General features: G+C 58.8%; 17 protein-coding genes. 9 read left to right on the forward strand and 8 right to left on the reverse strand.

Features of this window, described 5'->3' with window-relative positions:
* Nucleotides 1–145: 145 nt before the first annotated feature.
* From ACR0JF_RS01650 to ACR0JF_RS01660, 3 genes are all read left to right on the forward strand, one after another.
* Nucleotides 146–1,039, forward strand: a complete 894-nt coding sequence (locus ACR0JF_RS01650; protein ID WP_170659661.1) for a PfkB family carbohydrate kinase — start codon at nucleotides 146–148, stop codon at nucleotides 1,037–1,039.
* Entirely contained in the window at nucleotides 1,036–1,947 is a 912-nt protein-coding gene (locus tag ACR0JF_RS01655) for a pseudouridine-5'-phosphate glycosidase (RefSeq protein ID WP_170659662.1), read from the forward strand. The genes ACR0JF_RS01650 and ACR0JF_RS01655 overlap by 4 nt, the downstream gene beginning before the upstream one ends.
* Before the next feature lie 64 nt (nucleotides 1,948–2,011).
* Nucleotides 2,012–2,689: a DUF502 domain-containing protein gene (locus ACR0JF_RS01660; protein ID WP_170548419.1), complete on the forward strand. Its 678-nt coding sequence runs from the start codon at nucleotides 2,012–2,014 to the stop codon at nucleotides 2,687–2,689.
* Here ACR0JF_RS01660 and ACR0JF_RS01665 read toward each other — a convergent pair whose 3' ends face one another.
* Together ACR0JF_RS01665 and ACR0JF_RS01670 are read right to left on the reverse strand one after the other, a co-directional pair.
* A complete protein-coding gene (locus ACR0JF_RS01665; RefSeq protein WP_170659663.1) occupies nucleotides 2,690–3,715 on the reverse strand; it encodes a patatin-like phospholipase family protein in 1,026 nt (341 codons plus the stop codon).
* Nucleotides 3,716–3,780: 65 nt separating this feature from the next.
* Nucleotides 3,781–4,554, reverse strand: coding sequence for a 3-hydroxybutyrate dehydrogenase (locus ACR0JF_RS01670; protein WP_170659664.1), 774 nt, complete (start codon nucleotides 4,552–4,554; stop codon nucleotides 3,781–3,783).
* Between the two features lie 286 nt (nucleotides 4,555–4,840).
* Here ACR0JF_RS01670 and ACR0JF_RS01675 point away from each other — a divergent pair, with 286 nt between their 5' ends.
* The gene (locus ACR0JF_RS01675; protein ID WP_170659665.1) at nucleotides 4,841–6,655 is read left to right on the forward strand and encodes an extracellular solute-binding protein; all 1,815 of its coding nucleotides are present in this window, start codon (nucleotides 4,841–4,843) and stop codon (nucleotides 6,653–6,655) included.
* Nucleotides 6,656–6,951: 296 nt separating this feature from the next.
* On the forward strand, nucleotides 6,952–7,173 hold the full coding sequence (locus ACR0JF_RS01680) for a hypothetical protein (protein ID WP_170458509.1): 222 nt from the start codon (nucleotides 6,952–6,954) through the stop codon (nucleotides 7,171–7,173).
* Between the two features lie 2 nt (nucleotides 7,174–7,175).
* Here ACR0JF_RS01680 and ACR0JF_RS01685 read toward each other — a convergent pair whose 3' ends face one another.
* Nucleotides 7,176–7,799 carry an XRE family transcriptional regulator gene (locus ACR0JF_RS01685; RefSeq protein WP_170659666.1) on the reverse strand — a complete coding sequence of 208 codons (624 nt, stop codon included), beginning with the start codon at nucleotides 7,797–7,799 and terminating at the stop codon, nucleotides 7,176–7,178.
* A 65-nt stretch (nucleotides 7,800–7,864) separates the two neighbouring features.
* Between ACR0JF_RS01685 and ACR0JF_RS01690 the strand changes: the two genes are divergently transcribed.
* The 4 genes from ACR0JF_RS01690 to ACR0JF_RS01705 all read left to right on the forward strand — a co-directional run bounded on the left by ACR0JF_RS01690 (nucleotide 7,865) and on the right by ACR0JF_RS01705 (nucleotide 13,042).
* The gene (locus ACR0JF_RS01690) at nucleotides 7,865–9,382 is read left to right on the forward strand and encodes a class I adenylate-forming enzyme family protein (RefSeq protein ID WP_170659667.1); all 1,518 of its coding nucleotides are present in this window, start codon (nucleotides 7,865–7,867) and stop codon (nucleotides 9,380–9,382) included.
* On the forward strand, nucleotides 9,379–10,026 hold the full coding sequence (locus ACR0JF_RS01695; protein WP_170659668.1) for a DsbA family oxidoreductase: 648 nt from the start codon (nucleotides 9,379–9,381) through the stop codon (nucleotides 10,024–10,026). Before ACR0JF_RS01690 ends, ACR0JF_RS01695 begins: the two co-directional genes overlap by 4 nt.
* Nucleotides 10,027–10,113: 87 nt before the next feature.
* Nucleotides 10,114–11,322 carry a multidrug effflux MFS transporter gene (locus ACR0JF_RS01700; RefSeq protein WP_480668863.1) on the forward strand — a complete coding sequence of 403 codons (1,209 nt, stop codon included), beginning with the start codon at nucleotides 10,114–10,116 and terminating at the stop codon, nucleotides 11,320–11,322.
* 61 nt (nucleotides 11,323–11,383) lie between these two features.
* Nucleotides 11,384–13,042, forward strand: a complete 1,659-nt coding sequence (locus tag ACR0JF_RS01705; RefSeq protein WP_170659670.1) for a tetratricopeptide repeat protein — start codon at nucleotides 11,384–11,386, stop codon at nucleotides 13,040–13,042.
* A gap of 562 nt (nucleotides 13,043–13,604) precedes the next feature.
* On the opposite strand, the gene ACR0JF_RS01710 is transcribed toward ACR0JF_RS01705, so the two are convergent.
* From ACR0JF_RS01710 to ACR0JF_RS01730, 5 genes are read right to left on the reverse strand one after another with little or no spacing between them, the layout of a single operon-like run.
* A complete protein-coding gene (locus ACR0JF_RS01710) occupies nucleotides 13,605–14,546 on the reverse strand; it encodes an ABC transporter permease (RefSeq protein ID WP_170659671.1) in 942 nt (313 codons plus the stop codon).
* Nucleotides 14,543–15,586: an ABC transporter permease gene (locus ACR0JF_RS01715; protein ID WP_170659672.1), complete on the reverse strand. Its 1,044-nt coding sequence runs from the start codon at nucleotides 15,584–15,586 to the stop codon at nucleotides 14,543–14,545. The genes ACR0JF_RS01710 and ACR0JF_RS01715 overlap by 4 nt, the downstream gene beginning before the upstream one ends.
* The gene (locus tag ACR0JF_RS01720; protein ID WP_170659673.1) at nucleotides 15,576–17,096 is read right to left on the reverse strand and encodes an ABC transporter ATP-binding protein; all 1,521 of its coding nucleotides are present in this window, start codon (nucleotides 17,094–17,096) and stop codon (nucleotides 15,576–15,578) included. Before ACR0JF_RS01720 ends, ACR0JF_RS01715 begins: the two co-directional genes overlap by 11 nt.
* Nucleotides 17,093–18,487 carry an amidase gene (locus tag ACR0JF_RS01725; protein WP_170659674.1) on the reverse strand — a complete coding sequence of 465 codons (1,395 nt, stop codon included), beginning with the start codon at nucleotides 18,485–18,487 and terminating at the stop codon, nucleotides 17,093–17,095. The genes ACR0JF_RS01720 and ACR0JF_RS01725 overlap by 4 nt, the downstream gene beginning before the upstream one ends.
* Nucleotides 18,468–19,451 (reverse strand): BMP family protein, encoded by a 984-nt coding sequence (locus tag ACR0JF_RS01730; RefSeq protein ID WP_170659675.1) that lies wholly within the window; start codon nucleotides 19,449–19,451, stop codon nucleotides 18,468–18,470. Before ACR0JF_RS01730 ends, ACR0JF_RS01725 begins: the two co-directional genes overlap by 20 nt.
* Nucleotides 19,452–19,493 lie beyond the last annotated feature (42 nt).

The raw sequence follows: 19,493 nt of genomic DNA on the forward strand, positions 1-19,493 counted from the left end.
ATCATCAATCATACGGGTCGAGTGTCCCGCCGAACGCGCCGGATCGCAAGTCGAAACGACCGCGAGCCAGATCACAGAGGCCTTATCTCTGTTACCGCTGACGTTCTGGCTTGCACGGGCCTCAGCGCTGCGGCATGACAGCACCATGACTCAGAACAGCGAAATCCTGTGTATCGGTTCAGTCCTTTGGGACGTGATCGGACGCTCGGCAAGTGCCATGCGGCAAGGATCGGACGTGCCGGGGCGGATCACCCGCCTGCCCGGCGGCGTCGCCATGAACATTGCCATGACGCTGGTGCGGTTTGGCATGACCCCAACCCTGCTGACCGCCATTGGCCGCGACCCGGAGGGTGACGAGCTGGTCCACGCTTGCGCCCGGCTCGGCATGGTCACCGACCATATCTACCGCTCGCAAGACCTGCCGACCGATCGCTACATGGCGGTCGAAGGGGCCAACGGCCTGATCGCGGCCATCGCTGACGCCCACTCGCTTGAGGCTTCGGGGGCGAAAATCCTGCGCCCGTTGATGCATGGGCCGCTGGGCTATGAGAATACGCCGTTTGAAGGACCAATTGCGCTGGACGGCAACCTGACGCTGGACCTTCTGGAAGAAATCGCCCAAAGCCCCGCCTTTGCCAAGGCGGACCTGCGGGTTGCACCGGCCTCACCCGGCAAGGCCGAGCGCCTGTTGCCTTTCCTCAAACACGCCCGCGCGACACTTTATGTGAACCTCGAAGAGGCTGGCCTACTGTGTCAGCGCGAGTTCACAGATTCACAATCCGCCGCCAAAGGCCTGCTGGACCGGGGCGCGCTGCGCGTTCTCGTCACCGATGGTGGCAATTCGGCCACCGTTGGCTCGGCCTCGGGCGTTCTGACCCAGACACCTCCGTCTGTGCTTGTAACTCGCGTAACCGGCGCGGGCGACACATTCATGGCCGCCCACATCGCTTCAGAATCAGACGGCGCCGATGCGCAAACGGCCTTGACCCGCGCACTCCACGCCGCTGCAACCTACGTTTCAGGAGAAACTCCGCTGTGATCCCTATCCACTACTCTGCCGAGGTCCGCGCCGCCAAAGACGCAGGCCACCCCATCGTGGCGCTGGAAAGCACCATCATCACCCACGGCATGCCCTACCCTCAGAACGTTGAGGTCGCCGCGAAGGTGGAACAGGACATCCGCGATGCAGGAGTTGTGCCAGCGACCATGGCTGTGATCGAAGGCGTGCTGCATGTGGGCCTTGAACCCGACCAGCTGCAGGCCTTAGGCCAGGCTCAGGGCGTCGCGAAAATCTCGCGCGCGGACATGGCCGCCTGTATCTCGACCGGCGGGACCGGAGCCACAACAGTGGCCGCAACCATGATCGCGGCGCAATATGCGGGGATTGAGGTCTTTGCCACCGGCGGGATCGGAGGCGTCCATCAGGGGGCCGAGACCACGTTTGATATCTCAGCCGACCTGCATGAGCTGGGTCAAACCCCAGTGACGGTTGTGGCGGCGGGTGCCAAAGCGATCCTCGATCTGGCCAAAACGCTGGAAGTACTGGAAACGCTGGGCGTTCCGGTCATCGCCTATGGTCAGGACGCTTTTCCCGCCTTCTGGTCCGCGCAATCCCCCTATGTCGCACCGCTGCGCATGGACAGCGCCGACGCCATCGCCAAGGCTCATGCGACGCGCCGCGCGCTGGGACTGCCGGGCGGTCAACTGGTTGCGAACCCGATCCCAGACGCAGACCAAATTCCGGCTGAGGAGCTGGCCCCGATCATCGCCGCAGCCCAGGCGGACGCTGATGCCCATCGGATCAACGGCAAAGCCGTCACGCCCTATCTGCTGCAACGGATCTTTGAAAAGACCGAGGGCCGTTCACTCACCGCGAACATCGCCCTGGTACGCAACAACGCGCGATTGGCGGCGAATATTGCTAAGGCACTGGTAAACGGCGCGTAAGCCTGCCCTATTGCACCGGCGCATCGGACTGCTTAGGTAGTTTTGCAAACCACTCGGACCTGTAATGAACACACCGTTTGACGAAGAACCACATCGCCGCCCCGGCCTGTTCTCGCGCCTGCGCGGTTCTTTTCTGACGGGTATCGTTGTCATTGCTCCCGTTTGGCTGACGATCTGGCTGATCTGGTCCGTCGTTGGCTGGATCGACAGCGCCGTTCTGCCGCTGGTGCCACAACAGTTCCGCCCTGAGGAATATGTGGGCATCAACCTGCGCGGCGTCGGCGTCATCATCTTTCTGGTGTTCACCATTCTGGTCGGCTGGATTGCCAAAGGCATTCTGGGCCGATCTTTCATCTCGTTCACCGAGAGCCTCGTCGATCGGATGCCTATCGTCCGCTCAATCTATTCCGGGATCAAACAGATCTCGGAGACGGTGTTCGCACAGACCGAGCGCTCTTTCGAGAAAGCCTGCCTGGTTCAATATCCGCGCCGTGGCATCTGGGCCATCGGGTTCGTTTCGACCACAGCAAGGGGTGAGGTTAGCAATCGCGCCGAAACCGGCGGCAACCTACTGAGCATCTTCATCCCGACAACGCCCAACCCAACCTCCGGCTTTTTGCTGTTCTTCCCGGAAGAGGATGTGATCCTGCTGGATATGTCGATTGAAGAGGCCGCAAAGCTCGTGATCTCGGCCGGTCTGGTCTATCCCAACGAAAAAGACCCGACACAGCCGCCCGAGTAATCAGCCGAACATCGCGGGCAGATCGACGGTACTGTGCTGTCCAAGATCATCCTTGTGGCGCGCCAGAAACCCATCTGCCGCGTCGCGGCCCGCGTGCTTCAACTTGTGCAGGATCACCGGATTGGGCACCGTTTTGGTCGCCACAGACAAGCTGTTCATCAGCTCATTATCCGCAATCATGTGAACCAAAACACGGCTCATCTCACCGGCTTTTAACTTGCCCTCTTCTAGCAGCCGCTGAACGAAATTGATCGCTCGCAGCTCGCGGAACAGGGATGAGTTAAAACTGATCTCATTGATCCGGTTCTGAATTTGCTGCGGCGTAACCGGCAACTCGTCCCGTTCCAGAGGGTTGATATTCACGATCACCACATCATCGGGAAGGTCGTCCTCGAACAAGGGGTAAAGCGCCGGGTTGCCAGTGTAGCCGCCATCCCAGTAGGCCTCGGTTCTGTCGGTTTCGGGGTCGTAAATTTCAACCGCTTTGAACAGCGTGGGCAAACAGGCCGAGGCCAAAATCGCATTGGTCGAGATCTCATCGCCCGTGAACACACGGATCTTGCCGCTGCGCACGCAAGTCGCGCACACAAACAGACGTGGTCCCTGATCGGCGCAGATCTCATCAAAGTTGAAACGGTCCACCACGGATTCCAGAGGGTTCGAATAGAACGGACCATAAGCATATGGCGACACCATCCGGGACCACGCATCTCCAATGGAGTATGGCAGCGAATACTCCATCGCCTGCGCAATACTCGCAGGCTCAAGCCCCCTGAACCAGTTGGCAATACGCATATCGCCAAGGGCCCCCATGCGTTTCCACAAGCCGTCCAGCCGCGCCCGCGCGCCCTCGCGCCCGTTTGCAACCATTCCGGACTTGAACGCAGCGCCATTCAAAGCCCCGGCCGAGGTTCCGGTGATCGCCGCAACCTCGATATCTTCTTCATCCAGAAGACGGTCGAGGACGCCCCAAGTGAACGCTCCATGCGCTCCACCACCCTGCAAAGCCAGATTGATCCGTTTCATGGTTCCACCTCTTCATCTGGCCAAAAATACCTCGGGGGTTTTGGGGGCAGAGCCCCCATAAAACTTCACAAAGCCGTCCAGCCACCATCGACCGAGATCGTCGTACCGGTGATCTGCGCTGCCGCATCCGAACAGAGGAACTGAACCGTTCCGCCCAATTGCTCGACCGTGGCGAACTCCTTGGACGGTTGCCGCTCCAGCATGACGTTCTTGATCACGTCCTCACGGCTCATGTTGTATTCCTTCATAGTGTCGGGGATCTGCGCTTCGACCAGAGGGGTCAGCACATAGCCCGGACAAACCGCATTGCAGGTGATCGGCTCTTGCGCGGTTTCCAATGCGACGGCCTTGGTCATGCCAACAACACCATGCTTAGCCGCCACATAGGCCGCTTTGAACGGAGAGGCCGTCAAACCATGGGCCGAGGCGATGTTCACGACGCGCCCCCACCCGCTCGCGCGCATCAACGGCAAGGCGGCTGCGGTTGTATGGAAGGCCGAGTTCATATTGATCGCAATGATCGCGTCCCACTTGTCGACCGGGAACTGGTCAATCGGGGACACATGCTGAATACCCGCATTGTTCACCAGAATATTGCAGGAGCCCGCCTTCTCGATCAGGGCGCGACAATCGTCGCCCTTGGACATATCGGCCTGAATGTAGCGCGCGTTGGTACCCGTCTCTTTGGAAATCTCCGCCGCCAACGCGTGATCTTCATCCCGATCCGTGAACGAGTTCAGAACCACATCCGCCCCGGCCTTTGCCAGCTCGCGCGCGATGCCCAGACCGATGCCCGAATTTGATCCCGTGATGATTGCCGTTTTTCCCGAAAGGCTCATGACTGCATTTCCTCTGAGTTCACCTGACACGCAGAGTGCCATGCTGCACCTGCAAAGAAAACGGGGAACTGCAGAATGAGTAGCTGCAAATCTGCCAAAAAAAACGCCCGCACGAAGCGGGCGTTAAGTTATTGAGGCAGGTTTCATACAGGCAAGAAACCTATCGAGCAGTGAGACCTTTATAAGCAATTCTGCGCTTTCGTCCAAGCTAAAAGTTTGAAAACAAGAAAAATCATCGCTACGATGAATCCCAACAAAATAAGGCCAGAGCAGGATTGTTTCCAAAATGAGCCCGTATTTTTCACACCCGCTTCGTGGTTTGGCAGCGGGAATCGCCCTGCTTTTTGCGTCCTCTTTGGCACAGGCAGAATCGACTCATGCCATAGCTATGTATGGCGACCCGGCCTTACCACCGGATTTTGTGTCTCTACCCTATGCGAACCCAGAGGCGCCCAAAGGCGGCAAAGTCGTTTTCGGAAACACTGGCGGCTTTAACAGTTTGAACCCGTTTGTGCAAAAAGGCACCCCTCCGTGGCAGCTAAGATTTTGGACCCACGAGAGCCTGATGGGCCGCTCCTGGGACGAACCTTTCACTCTTTACGGGCTGTTAGCCGAATCGGTTGAGACTGCGCCAGACCGGTCTTGGGTGGAATTTACACTCCGAGATAAGGCCCGATTCTCCGACGGCACCCCGGTCACAGTTGACGACGTGATCTGGTCTTTTCAAACCCTCGGGACCGAAGGGCATCTGCGCTATCGCGGTCTCTGGTCCAAGATCGACAGTATCGAACAAACCGGTCCGCGCTCGGTCCGCATCAGCTTTAACGAAGCTGACCGTGAACTTGCATTGATCGTGGGGCTACGTCCGATCCTTCAGAAAGCTCAATGGGAGGGGAAGGATTTTGCCGACGCGCAGCTGCACGACGTTCCTGTCGGAAGCGGACCCTATGTGGTCGAAGATTACGAGGCCGGTCGCTACGTGAACCTGCGTCGAAATCCGGACTATTGGGGCGCTGATGTTCCGTTTCGCCAAGGCACGATGAATTTCGATGACATCCGGATTGAATTCTACGGCGATGCCACCGTTCTGTTCGAAGCCTTCAAAGCCGGAGAGCTTTCCGCCGTGCGTGAGTTCAACGCCGACAAATGGGACACGCAGTACAGCTTCCCCGCCGTTCAACGTGGCGATGTGATCAAGACCGAGATCCCGCATGGTAAGCCCTCGGGCATGACCGGGCTGGTGATGAACACCCGCAAAGCTCCGTTCGACGACTGGCGCGTGCGTGAAGCCCTGATGCTGGCCTTCAACTTCGAATTCATCAACGACACGATCACCGGCGGTGCGCAGTCGCGGATCTCATCCTATTTCTCGGGCTCTGATCTGGCGATGCAACCGGGACCCGCGACTGGGCGCGTTGCGGACCTGTTGGCGCCCTATAGCGCAGACCTGATCCCCGGAACGCTGGAAGGCTACGCCCCACCCGACGGCGATGGCTCGGCCCGAAACCGCGCGAATCTGCGTCAGGCGGCGAAACTGTTGGCCGAGGCCGGTTGGACCATTCAGGACGGCGTGCTGCGCAATGCAGCGGGTGAGCCGTTTCAGATCACCGTTCTGTTGCAACAGGGCGATGGTGAGATGCAGACAGCGGTTGAGATTTACACCCGTGCGTTGGAGCGCCTGGGAATTCAAGTCACGACCGAACGTGTCGACAATGCGCAATATACCGGCCGGGTGTCTGAGTTGGATTTCGATATGACCCCGTTCCGCCGTGCCCTGTCCCTGTCACCAGGCAATGAACAGCGCCTCTATTGGGGCAGCGAATCCGCCGATGCGCCGGGTACGCGCAACCTGATGGGCGTCGCCTCACCCGCTGTGGACGGGATGATCGACGCTATGCTGGCTTCGGAAACTCGCGAGGATTTCGTGGCCGCCACCCGCGCCCTTGACCGGGTCCTGACAGCGGGCCGATACGTGATCCCGATCTGGAGCTTCGATGTCGGTCGCATCGCCCATGTCAATGCTTTGAAATACCCTCAAACACTGCCTATCTACGGCGATGGCCCCCAGTACATGCCCGAGGTCTGGTGGTACGCTGATTAGAACCACGCGCATAGGGTGTGACGCACCGGACCTGACACTTTATGCACGTGGTGATCGGCAAAAACTGGCACATTCCGCGATGAACAAAATCATGAGTTCATAACACAAAGCGCCCCTATATATGGGCGTTTCACCGGATTTTGCACCAGACCCGCCGCGCAAACTTGACTCTAATCGACATAATATCGACCTGCTCAGGGGTGCGACATCTTGTCATGTCTTCCGCTGCGTCAACTCGTCCGTACGCTGTTCGTAGGGGAGAGCCGTCCTGAAACCCGAAGAAGGAAAGCTCGCAGATGCTGAACTGGACCGATCTGACACAAGACTGGAACGCGTGCTACGCCCGCGCTAAACGCCGTTTTCCCAACCTGAGAGACCAGGATATGCCGCGTGTCGGCAAGGATCGCAAACAGTTCGAAGCCTATCTGGCCGAACGCCATCACCTGACCGTCAATGAAGCCCACGAAGAGGTCGAGGATTTTCTGTTCACTGAATCGCTGAACCGCGAATTGAACTGATCCTAGGCCAGTGACGTCACCCAGAGGATGGTCGCATCCTCATCGCTGACCGAAATCACATTATGCCCCATGCTGCCGTCGTAATAGGCGCTGTCGCCCCGGCGCATCTCCACCGGTTCGTAGAACTCGGTGTACAACCGCACAACGCCGGTCAGGACGTACATGAACTCCTCCCCGTCATGGCGCACCCAACCTTCGAACTCATCCATCGAACGGGCGCGGACGCGGGCGCGATAGGGGAGCATCAGCTTTTTGGTCAGGGTTTCGGCCAGCAGCTCATGCTCATATGTGGCGGTGGCATGTGCAGCCCCCTCGCCGGACCGGGTCACGGCCATCCGGCCAATCACCTGCTCACGCTGCGGCGGGGTAAAGAGCTGAGGCACCGAGATCTCCAACCCGATGGCCAGCTTTTTCAGCGCATCGTAAGTGGGCGACATCTGGCCATTTTCGATCTTGCTGAGCGTAGAACGCGCCAGACCGGCCTGCGAGGCCGCCTGCTCCAGCGTCCAGTTGCGCGCCTTTCGCAATTCGCGCACACGGGCGCCCAGGTCCAAAGGCTCGGGTTCCGTGTGTTCGCCTGCATCGCGGGCAATGCGGATCAGGGATTTGGGATCTTGGGTACTCATGACTTCGTCTATAGGGCGCACAAGCCACGCTTGCAACGCGCCATGGGCCGGGTTAGCCAGTTGCCATGCTGTCAATCTTCGATCAGGGGCTACCGACGCCCTGCCCGACCCCGTTCAATCTGGCCGCTCATGTGCTGGGCAAGGCGGATGCGTTGGCCGATAAAACCGCCCTGTCAGTACTGCGTCAAAACGGATCCGAAGACTGGAGCTATCGCGCATTGAAAGCCGCCGTTCTGGGAACGGGTCAGGGCCTGTTGCAGGCCGGACTGCACCCCGGAGAGATCGTGCTGATGCGGCTTGGGAACACCGTTGAGTTTCCCATCGCCTATCTTGGGGCCATCGCTGTCGGTATCGTTCCTGTTCCGACTTCATCGCAACTGACCGAGCCGGAAACCGCGCGGATCATTGCGGAGCTTTCGCCCGCCGCCATCTTGCGCGACCCCTCTGTGGCTTGTGCCGAACACCCCAATCAAATCCATCTGGACAACCTGATCGCCATGCATGACCTACCGCCCGCATCGTTCGATATGGGCGACCCCGAGCGTCTGGCCTATGTGGTCTATACGTCGGGCACCTCCGGCAAGCCCCGCGCAGTCGCCCATGCTCACCGTGCGATTTGGGCACGTCAGATGATGGTCGATGGCTGGTACGGTCTGACGGAACAGGACCGCCTGTGCCACGCGGGTGCGTTCAACTGGACCTATACGCTGGGCACCGGGCTTATGGATCCCTGGACGATCGGAGCCTCGGCCCTGATCCCTGAACCCGGCACCGATATGTCTCAATTACCGCAAATGCTGCGCGAGAACCGCGCGACGATCTTTGCTGCGGCACCGGGTGTTTTCCGCAAGATGCTGTCCGGTGCGGATCGGATCGAACTTCCCGATCTGCGCCACGGCCTATGCGCTGGAGAAAAGCTGTCTCGCTCGCTGCATGCCCAGTGGGAAACGGCCACCGGGAAAAAACTTTACGAAGCGTTTGGCATGTCCGAATGTTCGACCTTCATTTCATCCAGCCCGACCCGTCCGGCGCGTGGAGATGCCCTCGGACAGCCGCAACCGGGCCGCCGTGTCGCGATCCTTGGGCCGGAGGGACCCGTGCCGCAAGGGACCGAGGGGACCATTGCCATTCACCGCTCTGACCCCGGCCTGATGCTGACCTACCTGAACGCCCCCGATGAGGCGGCCGCCCGGCTGAAAGGCGACTGGTTCCTGACCGGCGATCAGGGCGCCATGGCCGTTGATGGGCAGATCACCTATCTGGGGCGAGACGATGACATGATGAACGCAGGCGGCTACCGCGTCTCGCCGGTTGAGGTTGAATCCGTCTTGTCCCGCTATCCCGGCATCACCCAGGTCGGGGCCGCAGCCGTCGAGGTCAAACAGGACACATTCGTGATAGCGGCCTTCTACTCCGGCCCCGACAGACTGGACGAAGACGCTCTGCACGCCTATGTCCAAGCCAATCTGGCGCGTTACAAACAGCCGCGCGCCTTCGTTTACCTTCCCGAGTTGCCAACCGGCGGCAACGGCAAACTCCTGCGCCGCGCGTTGCCGGCCTATTTCAAGGCGTCCATCCGATGACCCAGACCGTCAAGCTTGATATCCTGTCCGATCCGATCTGCCCGTGGTGCTACATCGGCAAAACCAATCTGGACAAAGCCTTGGCAAAACTGCCGGACCACCCGTTTGTGATCGAATGGCACCCGTTCCAACTGAACCCCGACATGCCGGATGCAGGTATGGATCGGCGCGAGTATCTGGAACGGAAATTCGGCGGCAAGGACGGTGCGGTACGCGCCTATGCGCCAGTGGTTGAACATGCCGAGAATGCAGGCCTCAAGATCGACTTTGAAGGGATGAAGCGCACACCAAACACCCTGGACGCGCATCGCCTGATCCACTGGGCCGGGATCGAAGGCAAGCAGAATGCCGTTGTCGATGCTCTGTTCGACGCTTACTTCGTTCAAGCACGAGATATCGGCGACCCAGAGGTCCTCTCCGACATCGCCGATAGCGCTGGTATGGACGCGGCGGTGGTGATGAAACTGCTGAAATCTGACGCCGACCGCGAGGATATCCGCAACCGCGACACCCACTCACGCGAGATGGGCGTTAGCTCGGTCCCGACCTTCATTGTTGCCAATCAACATGCTGTTCCGGGCGCGCAACCTCCTGAAATGTGGGAGAAAGTGATCGGAGAAATCATGTCTCAACTTGAGGCCTAATCTGCATAGAAGCACAGAGGTCTGTGCGAAATTCCGGTCTGGCGCAACCTGATCCGTCGTGATAGCGCGATCAGGTAAGGAGTCCCCATGACCAACCGCATGTCTCGTGGAGAGTTCATTGCGCTGATCGCAATGATGTTCTCGACCATCGCCTTTTCGATCGACTCGATGCTGCCCGCCCTGCCCGAGATCGGCGCACAGCTCAGCCCGGATGACGTCAATCGCGCGCAGCTGATCCTGACTTCTTTTGTGCTTGGGATGGGGATTGGCACGTTCTTTACCGGCCCTCTGTCGGATGCGTTTGGCCGCAAACCGGTCATCTATGGCGGTGTTGCGCTCTATATCGCGGCCTCGGCCGTGGCTTGGGCCAGTTCCTCGCTTGAACTCGTTCTGGCCGCCCGAGTGGTGCAGGGGCTGGGTGCTGCGGGTCCACGTGTTGTGGCTATGGCGGTCATCCGCGATTTGTACTCGGGCCGCATCATGGCGCGCATCATTTCGATCGCGATGCTGCTGTTCACGCTTGTACCTGCCGCGGCGCCCATGTTGGGGGCCGGAGTGATCGCCCTGTTCGGCTGGCGCGGTATCTTTATGTCCTTTATTCTATTCGCCGTGATTGTCTGTGTATGGATGGGAACCCGCTTGCCCGAGTCGCTGGCTGTAGAGAACCGTCGCCCCTTCCGCCTGCCGCTGATGATCGCCGCAACGAAAGAGATGTTCGCCCACCCGACTGTGCGCCTTTCGATCATGGTGCAAACCCTGTGCATGGGGATTTTGTTCACCATGCTGACCATGGTTCAGCCCGTCTACGACGTGATCCACGACCGAGCTGAGAGCTTTCCGTTCTGGTTCGGGTTCGTCGCACTGATGTCGGGATCGGCCAGTGTGTTAAATGCAGCCCTCGTGGTGCGCGTTGGCATGCGCCGCATGGTTACTTGGGCGCTGGGGGCGCAGATCGGAATCACCGCGTTGGTTATCGTGACCAATTCCTTCCCGCTGTCGCCCGACGCCTCGTTTGGACTGTTTGTTGCCTGGCAAACCACCGTGTTCTTCATGGCGGGTGTAACCATGGGCAACCTGAACGCCATCGCGATGGAGCCGATGGGGCATATCGCCGGAATGGCGGCCTCTGTCATCGGCTCGGTCTCGACAGTGCTGGCCGCGGCCATTGCTGCTCCGGTCGGGCTGCTATTTGACGGCTCGATCTTGCCTTTGACTACCGGCATTCTGACCATGTGTATCCTGGCCTTCAGCCTGATGATCCATATGGGCCGCATCGAAAACAAACTGCTCGCCTGAGGATTTTCAGCCCGGATCAAACGCGCTACGCTGTCCCGACCAACATGGCGGAGGGTCAGTTATGAGTAAGTACTACGATCTGGGCACCTATTCCTGCCCTGTTTCGACAGCATCCGCTGAAGCCCAACTCTGGTTCGACCGAGGGCTCGTCTGGACCTACGGCTACAATCATGATGAGGCCGTCGCCTGCTTTGAAAAAGCAGTCGAACAAGACCCAAACTGCGCCATGGCGCATTGGGGCGTCGCCTACGCAGCCGGCCCGAACTACAACCTGCCCTGGGATTTGCAAGACGACCGAGGACGGCAAAAAGCCCTGACAACAGCCTTTGACGCCACGCAAAAGGCGCTGAGCCTAACCGATGGCTGTACCGAGGTTGAAAAGGCTCTGATCCACGCCCTGCCATCCCGCTACCCGCGGCGCGACACGACCGAGGGCATGCATGATTGGGACTATGATTTTGCCGACGCAATGCGCGCGGCCTTCAAGGCTCAGCCAGATCATCTGGACCTGCGTACAATCTATGTTGAGGCGCTGCTCAACCTGACGCCGTGGCAAATGTGGGACCTGTCAACAGGTCAACCCGCCGACGGGGCCGCCACGCTTGAGGCGCAAGAGGCGCTAGAGCGGGCCATGCAGAACGACCCCGCCGCTATGTCTCATCCCGGCCTTCTGCACCTTTATGTCCACCTGATGGAGATGTCTCCAACCCCCGAGAAAGCCCTGAAAGCGGGCGATATCCTACGCACTCTGGTCCCCGATGCAGGCCACCTTGTGCATATGCCAACGCATATAGATATCCTCTGCGGTCACTATCAGAACGTGGTGCATTGGAACCAGAACGCCTCGGAAGCAGACCTGAAATATTATGAGCGTGAAGGGGCGTTCAACATCTACACCGGCTACCGCCAGCACGACTATCATTTCACCATCTATGGCGCGATGTTTCTGGGTCAGATCGAACCGGCCTTGCGGGCCAACCAAGGTATTTGGGACACGACCCCCGAAGAGATGTTGCGCATCGAGAGCCCACCCATGGCGGATTTCTTTGAAAGCTACATGTCCATGGAGCCTCACATCCTGATCCGCTTTGGCCGATGGGAGGAGGCAAAAGCGCTGGCGCTACCCGACGACCCTGACCTGTACCGCACGCTGACGGCAACCACCCACTACGCCCGCGCGCTGGCTCATGCCGCGACTGGGGATGTGCCCAACGCCGAGCTCGAAGAACAACTGTTCCTCAAAGCCAAGGCTCGTGTGCCCGAGGCTCGACGGTTGCACAACAACCGCGTCATCGACCTGCTGGAAATCGCGACCGAAATGCTGCGCGGTGAGATCGAATACCGAAAGGAAAACTTCGATCTCGCATTCGCTCGCCTGCGCCGATCTGTCGAATTGGACGACACGTTGCCTTACGACGAGCCTTGGGGATGGATGCAACCCACCCGCCACGCGTTGGGCGCGCTGCTCTTCGAACAGGGCCATTTGACCGAGGCGGAAGCCGTATACCGAGAAGATCTGGGCCTTGGCGGAACCCTCAGCCGCGCTTCGATCCATCCGGACAATATCTGGAGCTTGAAGGGCCTGCACGATTGCCTGAAAGCACGCGGCGACACGATTGAGCTACCTCAGATCAAACAGAGGCTGGATTTGGCGCTGGCCAGGGCCGACCGCGCAGTCGCTGCATCCTGTTTCTGCGCCCAGTCCGCCATGCAGACCTGAACCGCGCTGCGCGCGATGCCTCCGGCGGAGGTGTTTTTAGCCGCATGAAGTCCGGATCGCCTGCTTCATCTGTCTGGAAGTATCCCTGGGGAATCTCGGTATGCCGCATCTGGGGCAAAGACCTTAGCCCGTTCGATAGTTGCACTTTAAATTGTGGTCGAGAAGTCATCACCCCTGATTGTGATCTCTGGGTAAGGGCCCAAACGCGAACGTCAAAATTGGCGAAAAGCGGCCCTTTGCGTCAGCCGTGTCGAAGGTCTGGTTCGAGTCCAAAAGCGACCAATGCGATCAGCGCAGCATTCATCGAAAAGGGTGGAAAGCGGCCATTCGCCGCGTGCGCGAGCTTGTCAGGTAGAACAGTCGGAGGCAGGCATTCAATTGATCTTTGGACCGGAATTCAATCTGCGCGACTGAATGATGCCGGAGAGTGAAAAAACAGGTATTCTGCAGAGAATTCCGGATTGTGATCTAGGTCTTGTACCTAGCACTTCGTTGTCTGGTCGAGTAGCTGGTTATTTGATGAGTCTATCGTTTCCTGGCCAAAACGTTCGAACATATGCCACTAACGTTCGCCGCGTCGGTAGGGTGCCATCAAAGCCGCGGGGACTTCGGCTCTGCGGGCAACAAGGACGAGCGCGACGATCGAAAGTACATACGGCGCCATAAGGAACAACTGATATGGCACACCTTCAACCGTTGTCTGCAATCGTAGTTGATAGGCATCGAAGAAAGCGAACAACATCGCGCCAATCAAAGCCTTACCGGGTCGCCAGCCAGCGAAGACTACCAATGCAATGCAGATCCAACCGCGCCCCTGCACCATGCCCGGGAAAAAGCTGTTGAACGCCGTTGTGGTCAGGAAGGCCCCGCCCACCGCCATCAAAGCCGACCCGACAACAACTGCGCCGATACGGATACGGATCGGGTTCAGCCCCTGCGCCTCAACCGCATGAGGGTTCTCTCCGGTCATACGAATAGCCAACCCCAAGGGCGTGCGGGCAAGAACATAGGCCATCACAGCCACCGCAGCGAGCGCCAGATAGGTCGGCAAAGCTTGATTAAAAAGGATCGGTCCCAAAACGGGAAGATCTGACAGGATCGGAATATCGAGCGGCTTAAAAGCCTCGATCGTAGGGGGCAAATCTCCCACCTCAACAAGCAACCTGTAAAGGTAATAGGCTAAAGCGGATGCAAAAAGCGTTATGCCCAGCCCTGAGACGTGTTGCGAAAGCCCAAGTGGAACTGTCAGCATGGCATGAAGCAATCCCATCACCGCGCCGCAAAACGCTGCAAAAATGAGGCCTGCAAGCAATGGTGCGCCCATGTAGACGACAAGCCAACCGCTCATCGCCCCCATGGTCATGATCCCCTCGATTCCCAGATTGAGCACGCCCGAACGTTCGCAAAGCAACGCTCCAAGAACACCAAATATGAGCGGTGTCGCAATACGCAGCACGGAAGCCCAAAGACTGGTATTCAGCAGAAGATCAATTGCATCACTCATCGGCGCACCCGGTAGGTTGTGAAAAGAAGGGCCACGATCATGGTGAGCAGGCAAAGCGCCACAATCACATCGGCAATGAAACTGGGAACACCCGTCGCACGGCTCATGGCGTCGGCCCCGACAAAGACGGTGGCGACGAAAACAGCGGCAGCGACCACTCCGGCCGGATGCAAAGCGGCGAGCATGGCGACGACAATGCCTGCATAACCAAATCCGGGGCTCATGGTGGTGGTAACCCCCGCAGTGACCCCCATGACTTCGACAGACCCGGCAAGCCCAGCCAGCGCGCCCGAAAGCAGGGCCACACCCATGATCGTTCGGGGCAGGGAAATTCCGGCAAAAGCAGTAGCGCTGGCATTCAAACCTGCAGCGCGTGTTTCAGTACCAAATACAGTGCGCGCAAGGATCAGCCAAACAGCACCTGCCGCAGCGATAGCAACAAGCAGCCCGATATGGAGACGTGTGCGGGGGATCAGATCCGGAAGGCGGTATTCACCGTCTACGGGCACCGAAGAGGGCCACCCAAAGGCCAGCGGATCGCGCATAGGACCCTCAATCATTAGGCCAACGAAAAGGATCACGATGAAATTGAGCAGCAGGGTTGTCACCACCTCATCTACGCCGAAACGCAAGCGTAGAAAGGCAGGCCCTGCCAACAGGGCAGCGCCCGCCGCCATGCCTGCCAACATCAAGATCGGAATACCTATCCACCCTGGAACGCCGAGTGAATGACCGATCCAAGCGGTGACTAGCGCCCCAACAAAGAACTGTCCCTCGCCCCCGATGTTCCAAAGCCGCGCTCGGAAGGCGACAGCTGCGGCAAGCCCCGTAAATATAAGAGGAGTGGCGCGGGTCAGCATCTCAGCGATGGAAAGGCGCGAGCCGAATGCGCCATTCACCATTTCACCATACGCTGCTAGCGGATTTACGTCAGCAGCAGCGATGAGACCTGCGGCCAAAAGCAATGCAGCAAGGTTCGCGGCCAGTGGTGCAATGATCGCGAGGTGCAGCGGCACATGTGAGCGTCGTTCAAGCCGCATCATCATTTTCCTTCCAGACACCTGCCATCATCAGGCCAAGGCGTTGTGGGTCGGCTTCATTCGCCGATATCGGTTCTGACAAGCGACCTTTTACGATGGCCTGTATTCGGTCTGACAGGGCCACAGCTTCTTCCAATTCTTCTGAGATGAGCAGGATTGCGGCACCTTCCGCCCGCGCTGCCAAAAGCTCGGCATGAACTGAAGCAATTGCACCTTCATCAAGACCACGCGTCGGCTGGTTTGCGAGCACAAAGCGCGGCCCATTGGTCAGAACCCGGCCAAGGATCAGCTTTTGTATATTGCCGCCGGACAGCAGCCTTGTTCGCGTGTCGGGGCTGGCACCGCGGATATCAAAACGTTCGATCAGCCCCGCAGTGTAGTCCCGGGCGGCGCGTTGTCGAACAAAGCCGCGGTGCGAAAATTCCGGTGTACGCAAGCGCTCAAGCACCGCGTTTTCCCATAAACTCAATTCGCCCACAACGCCTTCTGCATGCCGGTCTTCAGGCACCCTGCCTGCCCCCGCGCGGATCATGCCGCGCGGACCCAGATGGCCGATATCTTCGTCCAAAAGTGTTAACTGACCCGCACTCGGGTGTGCCAATCCTGACAGCAGCGCTCCGAGGGAGGACTGACCATTGCCTGAAACGCCAACGATACCAAGGATTTCACCGGCATAGACAGCGAACGACACATCATCCAGCCGCAACTCACCGTCTTCTTCCACGCTCACATCCTTTGCGATCAGGACTGGCGCTCCAATCACATGGTCTTGACGTACGGGACGCTCCACCTTGCGGCCAACCATCAGTTCCGCCAACTCTTCTGGTGTGGTTTCGGGTGTATTCCGTTCCGCGACCATCCTGCCGCCACGAAGCACCGCCACACGGTCAGAGGCTGCCATGACCTCATGCAGCTTGTGGCTGATGAAGATAAGTGAGAGACCTTCTTTCGTCATATCGCGCAGCGTCTCGAACAGGCGCATCGCCTCGGGCCGGGCCAGCACCGCAGTAGGTTCATCCAAAATCAAAATACGCGCGTCGCGATAGAGTGCTTTCAGAATCTCGACTCTTTGTCGTTCACCAACAGATAGCGAACGAACCTTGGCCTCTGGGTTTACAGGCAGGCCGAACCGCTCTGAAATCTGCAACAGTTTCTTGCGTGCCTCACCACGAGCGGAACGCGTGCGCGTCAGCGGTTCGGAACCCAGCATTACGTTTTCAAGAACCGTGAGATTGCCCGCAAGCGTGAAGTGTTGGTGTACCATTCCCACACCCACCTCGATCGCTGCGCGTGGTTGACCCGGGGGCAGCTCTTTGCCAAACACCCTGACCGAGCCTTCGTCGGCTGCGTAATGGCCGAACAGGATATTCATTAGCGTGGTCTTACCCGCACCATTTTCGCCCAGAAGAGCAAGAATTTCACCTTTTTCTAGTGTGAGGGTCACATCATCATTGGCGGTGAGTGTTCCGAAATGCTTGGTTATGCCGTTTAGTTCCAGAACCTTGTTCATGTGGTCAGGCCTGCGATTGCGTGTGGAAAAGGGATTGCGGGCGCGCGCGCTTCGATAAGTGCGCCAAGTTTCAGCAGCGCTAAATCCGAGCCGTGGGGACCAATCAGCTGAACGCCGATTGGAAGACCATTTGCCATGCCAAAAGGCAGCGCCAAAGCTGATAAGCCCGCTACATTTGCAAGTGCTGCGTTCGGGGCAAAAGCCTCGAGCCGCGCCATGTGATCGTCTGGGGAGGAGCCGGACAGATCCAAAGCGCCAACAACGGGCGGCGCAGACGAGAGGATCGGCATCAGGACAGCATCGGCAGACTTAAAAAGCTTGCGAGATCGATTTGTCAGACGTGCGAGTTGTCGCAAGGCCGCAAAAAGCGCCGTGGCGGACGTCGCACGGCCCTCGGCGGCCATGGCTGCGGCAAGTGGTGGAATCTCATCATCAGTGATCTTGAGCGCAGTCAGCCACTCGGCCAAGGAAACACCTAGTATGGTTCGGGCGATTGAGTGAGCCTCATCCCCCAATTGGTCAGGGGCACGAATATCGCGCACCTCACAACCTGCATCGCGTAGCGCGTCGGCAGCACTTTTCGCGGCCTTGCACTGGTCGACACCGCACCGCTCCGGCAAGGCCAATGCGACACGGGGGCGTTCTGGCAGATATACCGGGGCCATGGGCTGGACTACCGCGTCAAAGGCTGTCTTCACATCGCGGACCGACCGCGCAAGAACCAACTCAGACGCTATGCCCATCAGGTGATTGGCAAAATCAGGGCCTCCGGGCACTGCGCCGCGAGAAGGCTTGAGTCCGGTCAAGCCGCAGCACGCAGCCGGAACCCTGATGGACCCGGCTGCATCCGTGGCATGAGCAATTGCAACAATCCCAGCTGCAACCGCAGCTGCGGCGCCGCCGGATGAACCACCGGGTGACAGTGCAGGGTTCCATGGATTACGGGTCACAGCCGCGCCATCGGGTTCGCATGTCAGTGAAAGGCCAAACGGCGGTGTTGCGGTCAAGCCAAAAGGGATCAGGCCGGTTCGGCGAAGACGGTGTAGCAGGTGGCTGTCGCTTTCGGGTCTACGACATCGCGCACCGATTGCTGCAGATCCTGCCGCCGCAGGAAGCCCTTTTGCGAAACCCCCTAGGTCTTTCACCAAGAACGGAACCCCATGAAATGGCCCGCGCTGGTCTGGTGGCAAGGCGTCTGCCACCTTTGCCCCATCGCGGGCCATTTCTTCGTCCAGATATACCACGGCCCCCAAATCCGCCCGTGCGTGGCAGGCGGCAAGGCTGGATTCAATCAGTTCGCAGGCAGAAATCTGCCCTGCCGTGATGGCAGCTGCAAGAGCCGTGGCATCGGTCACCTCGAGACCCTCTGGATCAGGAGGGCTCGCTTTCATCAATCGGAACGTCCCATTCACCGGATTGAATCGCGGCCTGTTTGGCCTCCATCCCCGGGATGGCGTAGGCCGGCACTTCATCGGCGACATAGATCAGTTCATTGCCGCCATGGGCCATAAAAGAATATTCCGTGTAGTTACGACCTGTTGGATTGCCGGCCTGAACATCCGCCACGATGGCCTCGATTGTGGGACCGTAATTCCAGATCGCATTGGCAAAGACGGTGCCCGGGTAGCGTGGAGTATAGTCGATGAGCGAACCGATGGCCTTTACACCTCGCGCTTGGGCCGCATCCGCAGTGCCAATGCGCTCACCAAACAGTATGTCTGCGCCCGCATCGATTTGGGCGATTGCAGCTTCCTGCGCGCGGGCCGGATCGAACCATGCACCGATAAAGCCGTTGACGAAGGTGGCGTCTGGGTTCACTTCGCTTACGCCCATGCGGAAAGCATTGATCAACAGGTTCACCTCGGGGATCGGATAACCACCAACCGAGCCATAGACATTGCTTTCGGACATTTGACCCGCGAGCATACCGGCCAGATAGGCTGCCTCGTGGTTGCGTGTGCCAAAGACACCGAAATTGTCACCTTCTGGCCCACCGGAAGACCCCATCAGAAACGCAGTGTCGGGGTAGTCGCCCGCCACTTCGCGCGCTTCACGCTCCACAGCGTAAGATTCACCCCAGATGATTTGCGCACCTCCCTCGGCATATTCGCGCATCGCGCGAGGATAGTCGGTCGGCGCTACACCTTCTGAAAACTCATACTCTATCAGGCCAGCGTCAGCAGCTTCCTGCATCGCCAGGTGAATGCGACTGTTCCACGCATTTTCAACCGGAGACATGTGCACGCCGGCGACACGGATCGCAGATTGCGCATTCACGCGTCGAATATAAGCCGGCAGGGCCAGCGTGGCCGCAGCGCCGACCATCAATTGACGGCGGGTTGTGGTGAGCTTCATTGGTAAGTCCTCTTCTGTTGGTGGCAATTCTTCTTGTTATTG

This window comes from Ruegeria sp. BG11, from assembly GCF_056538565.1.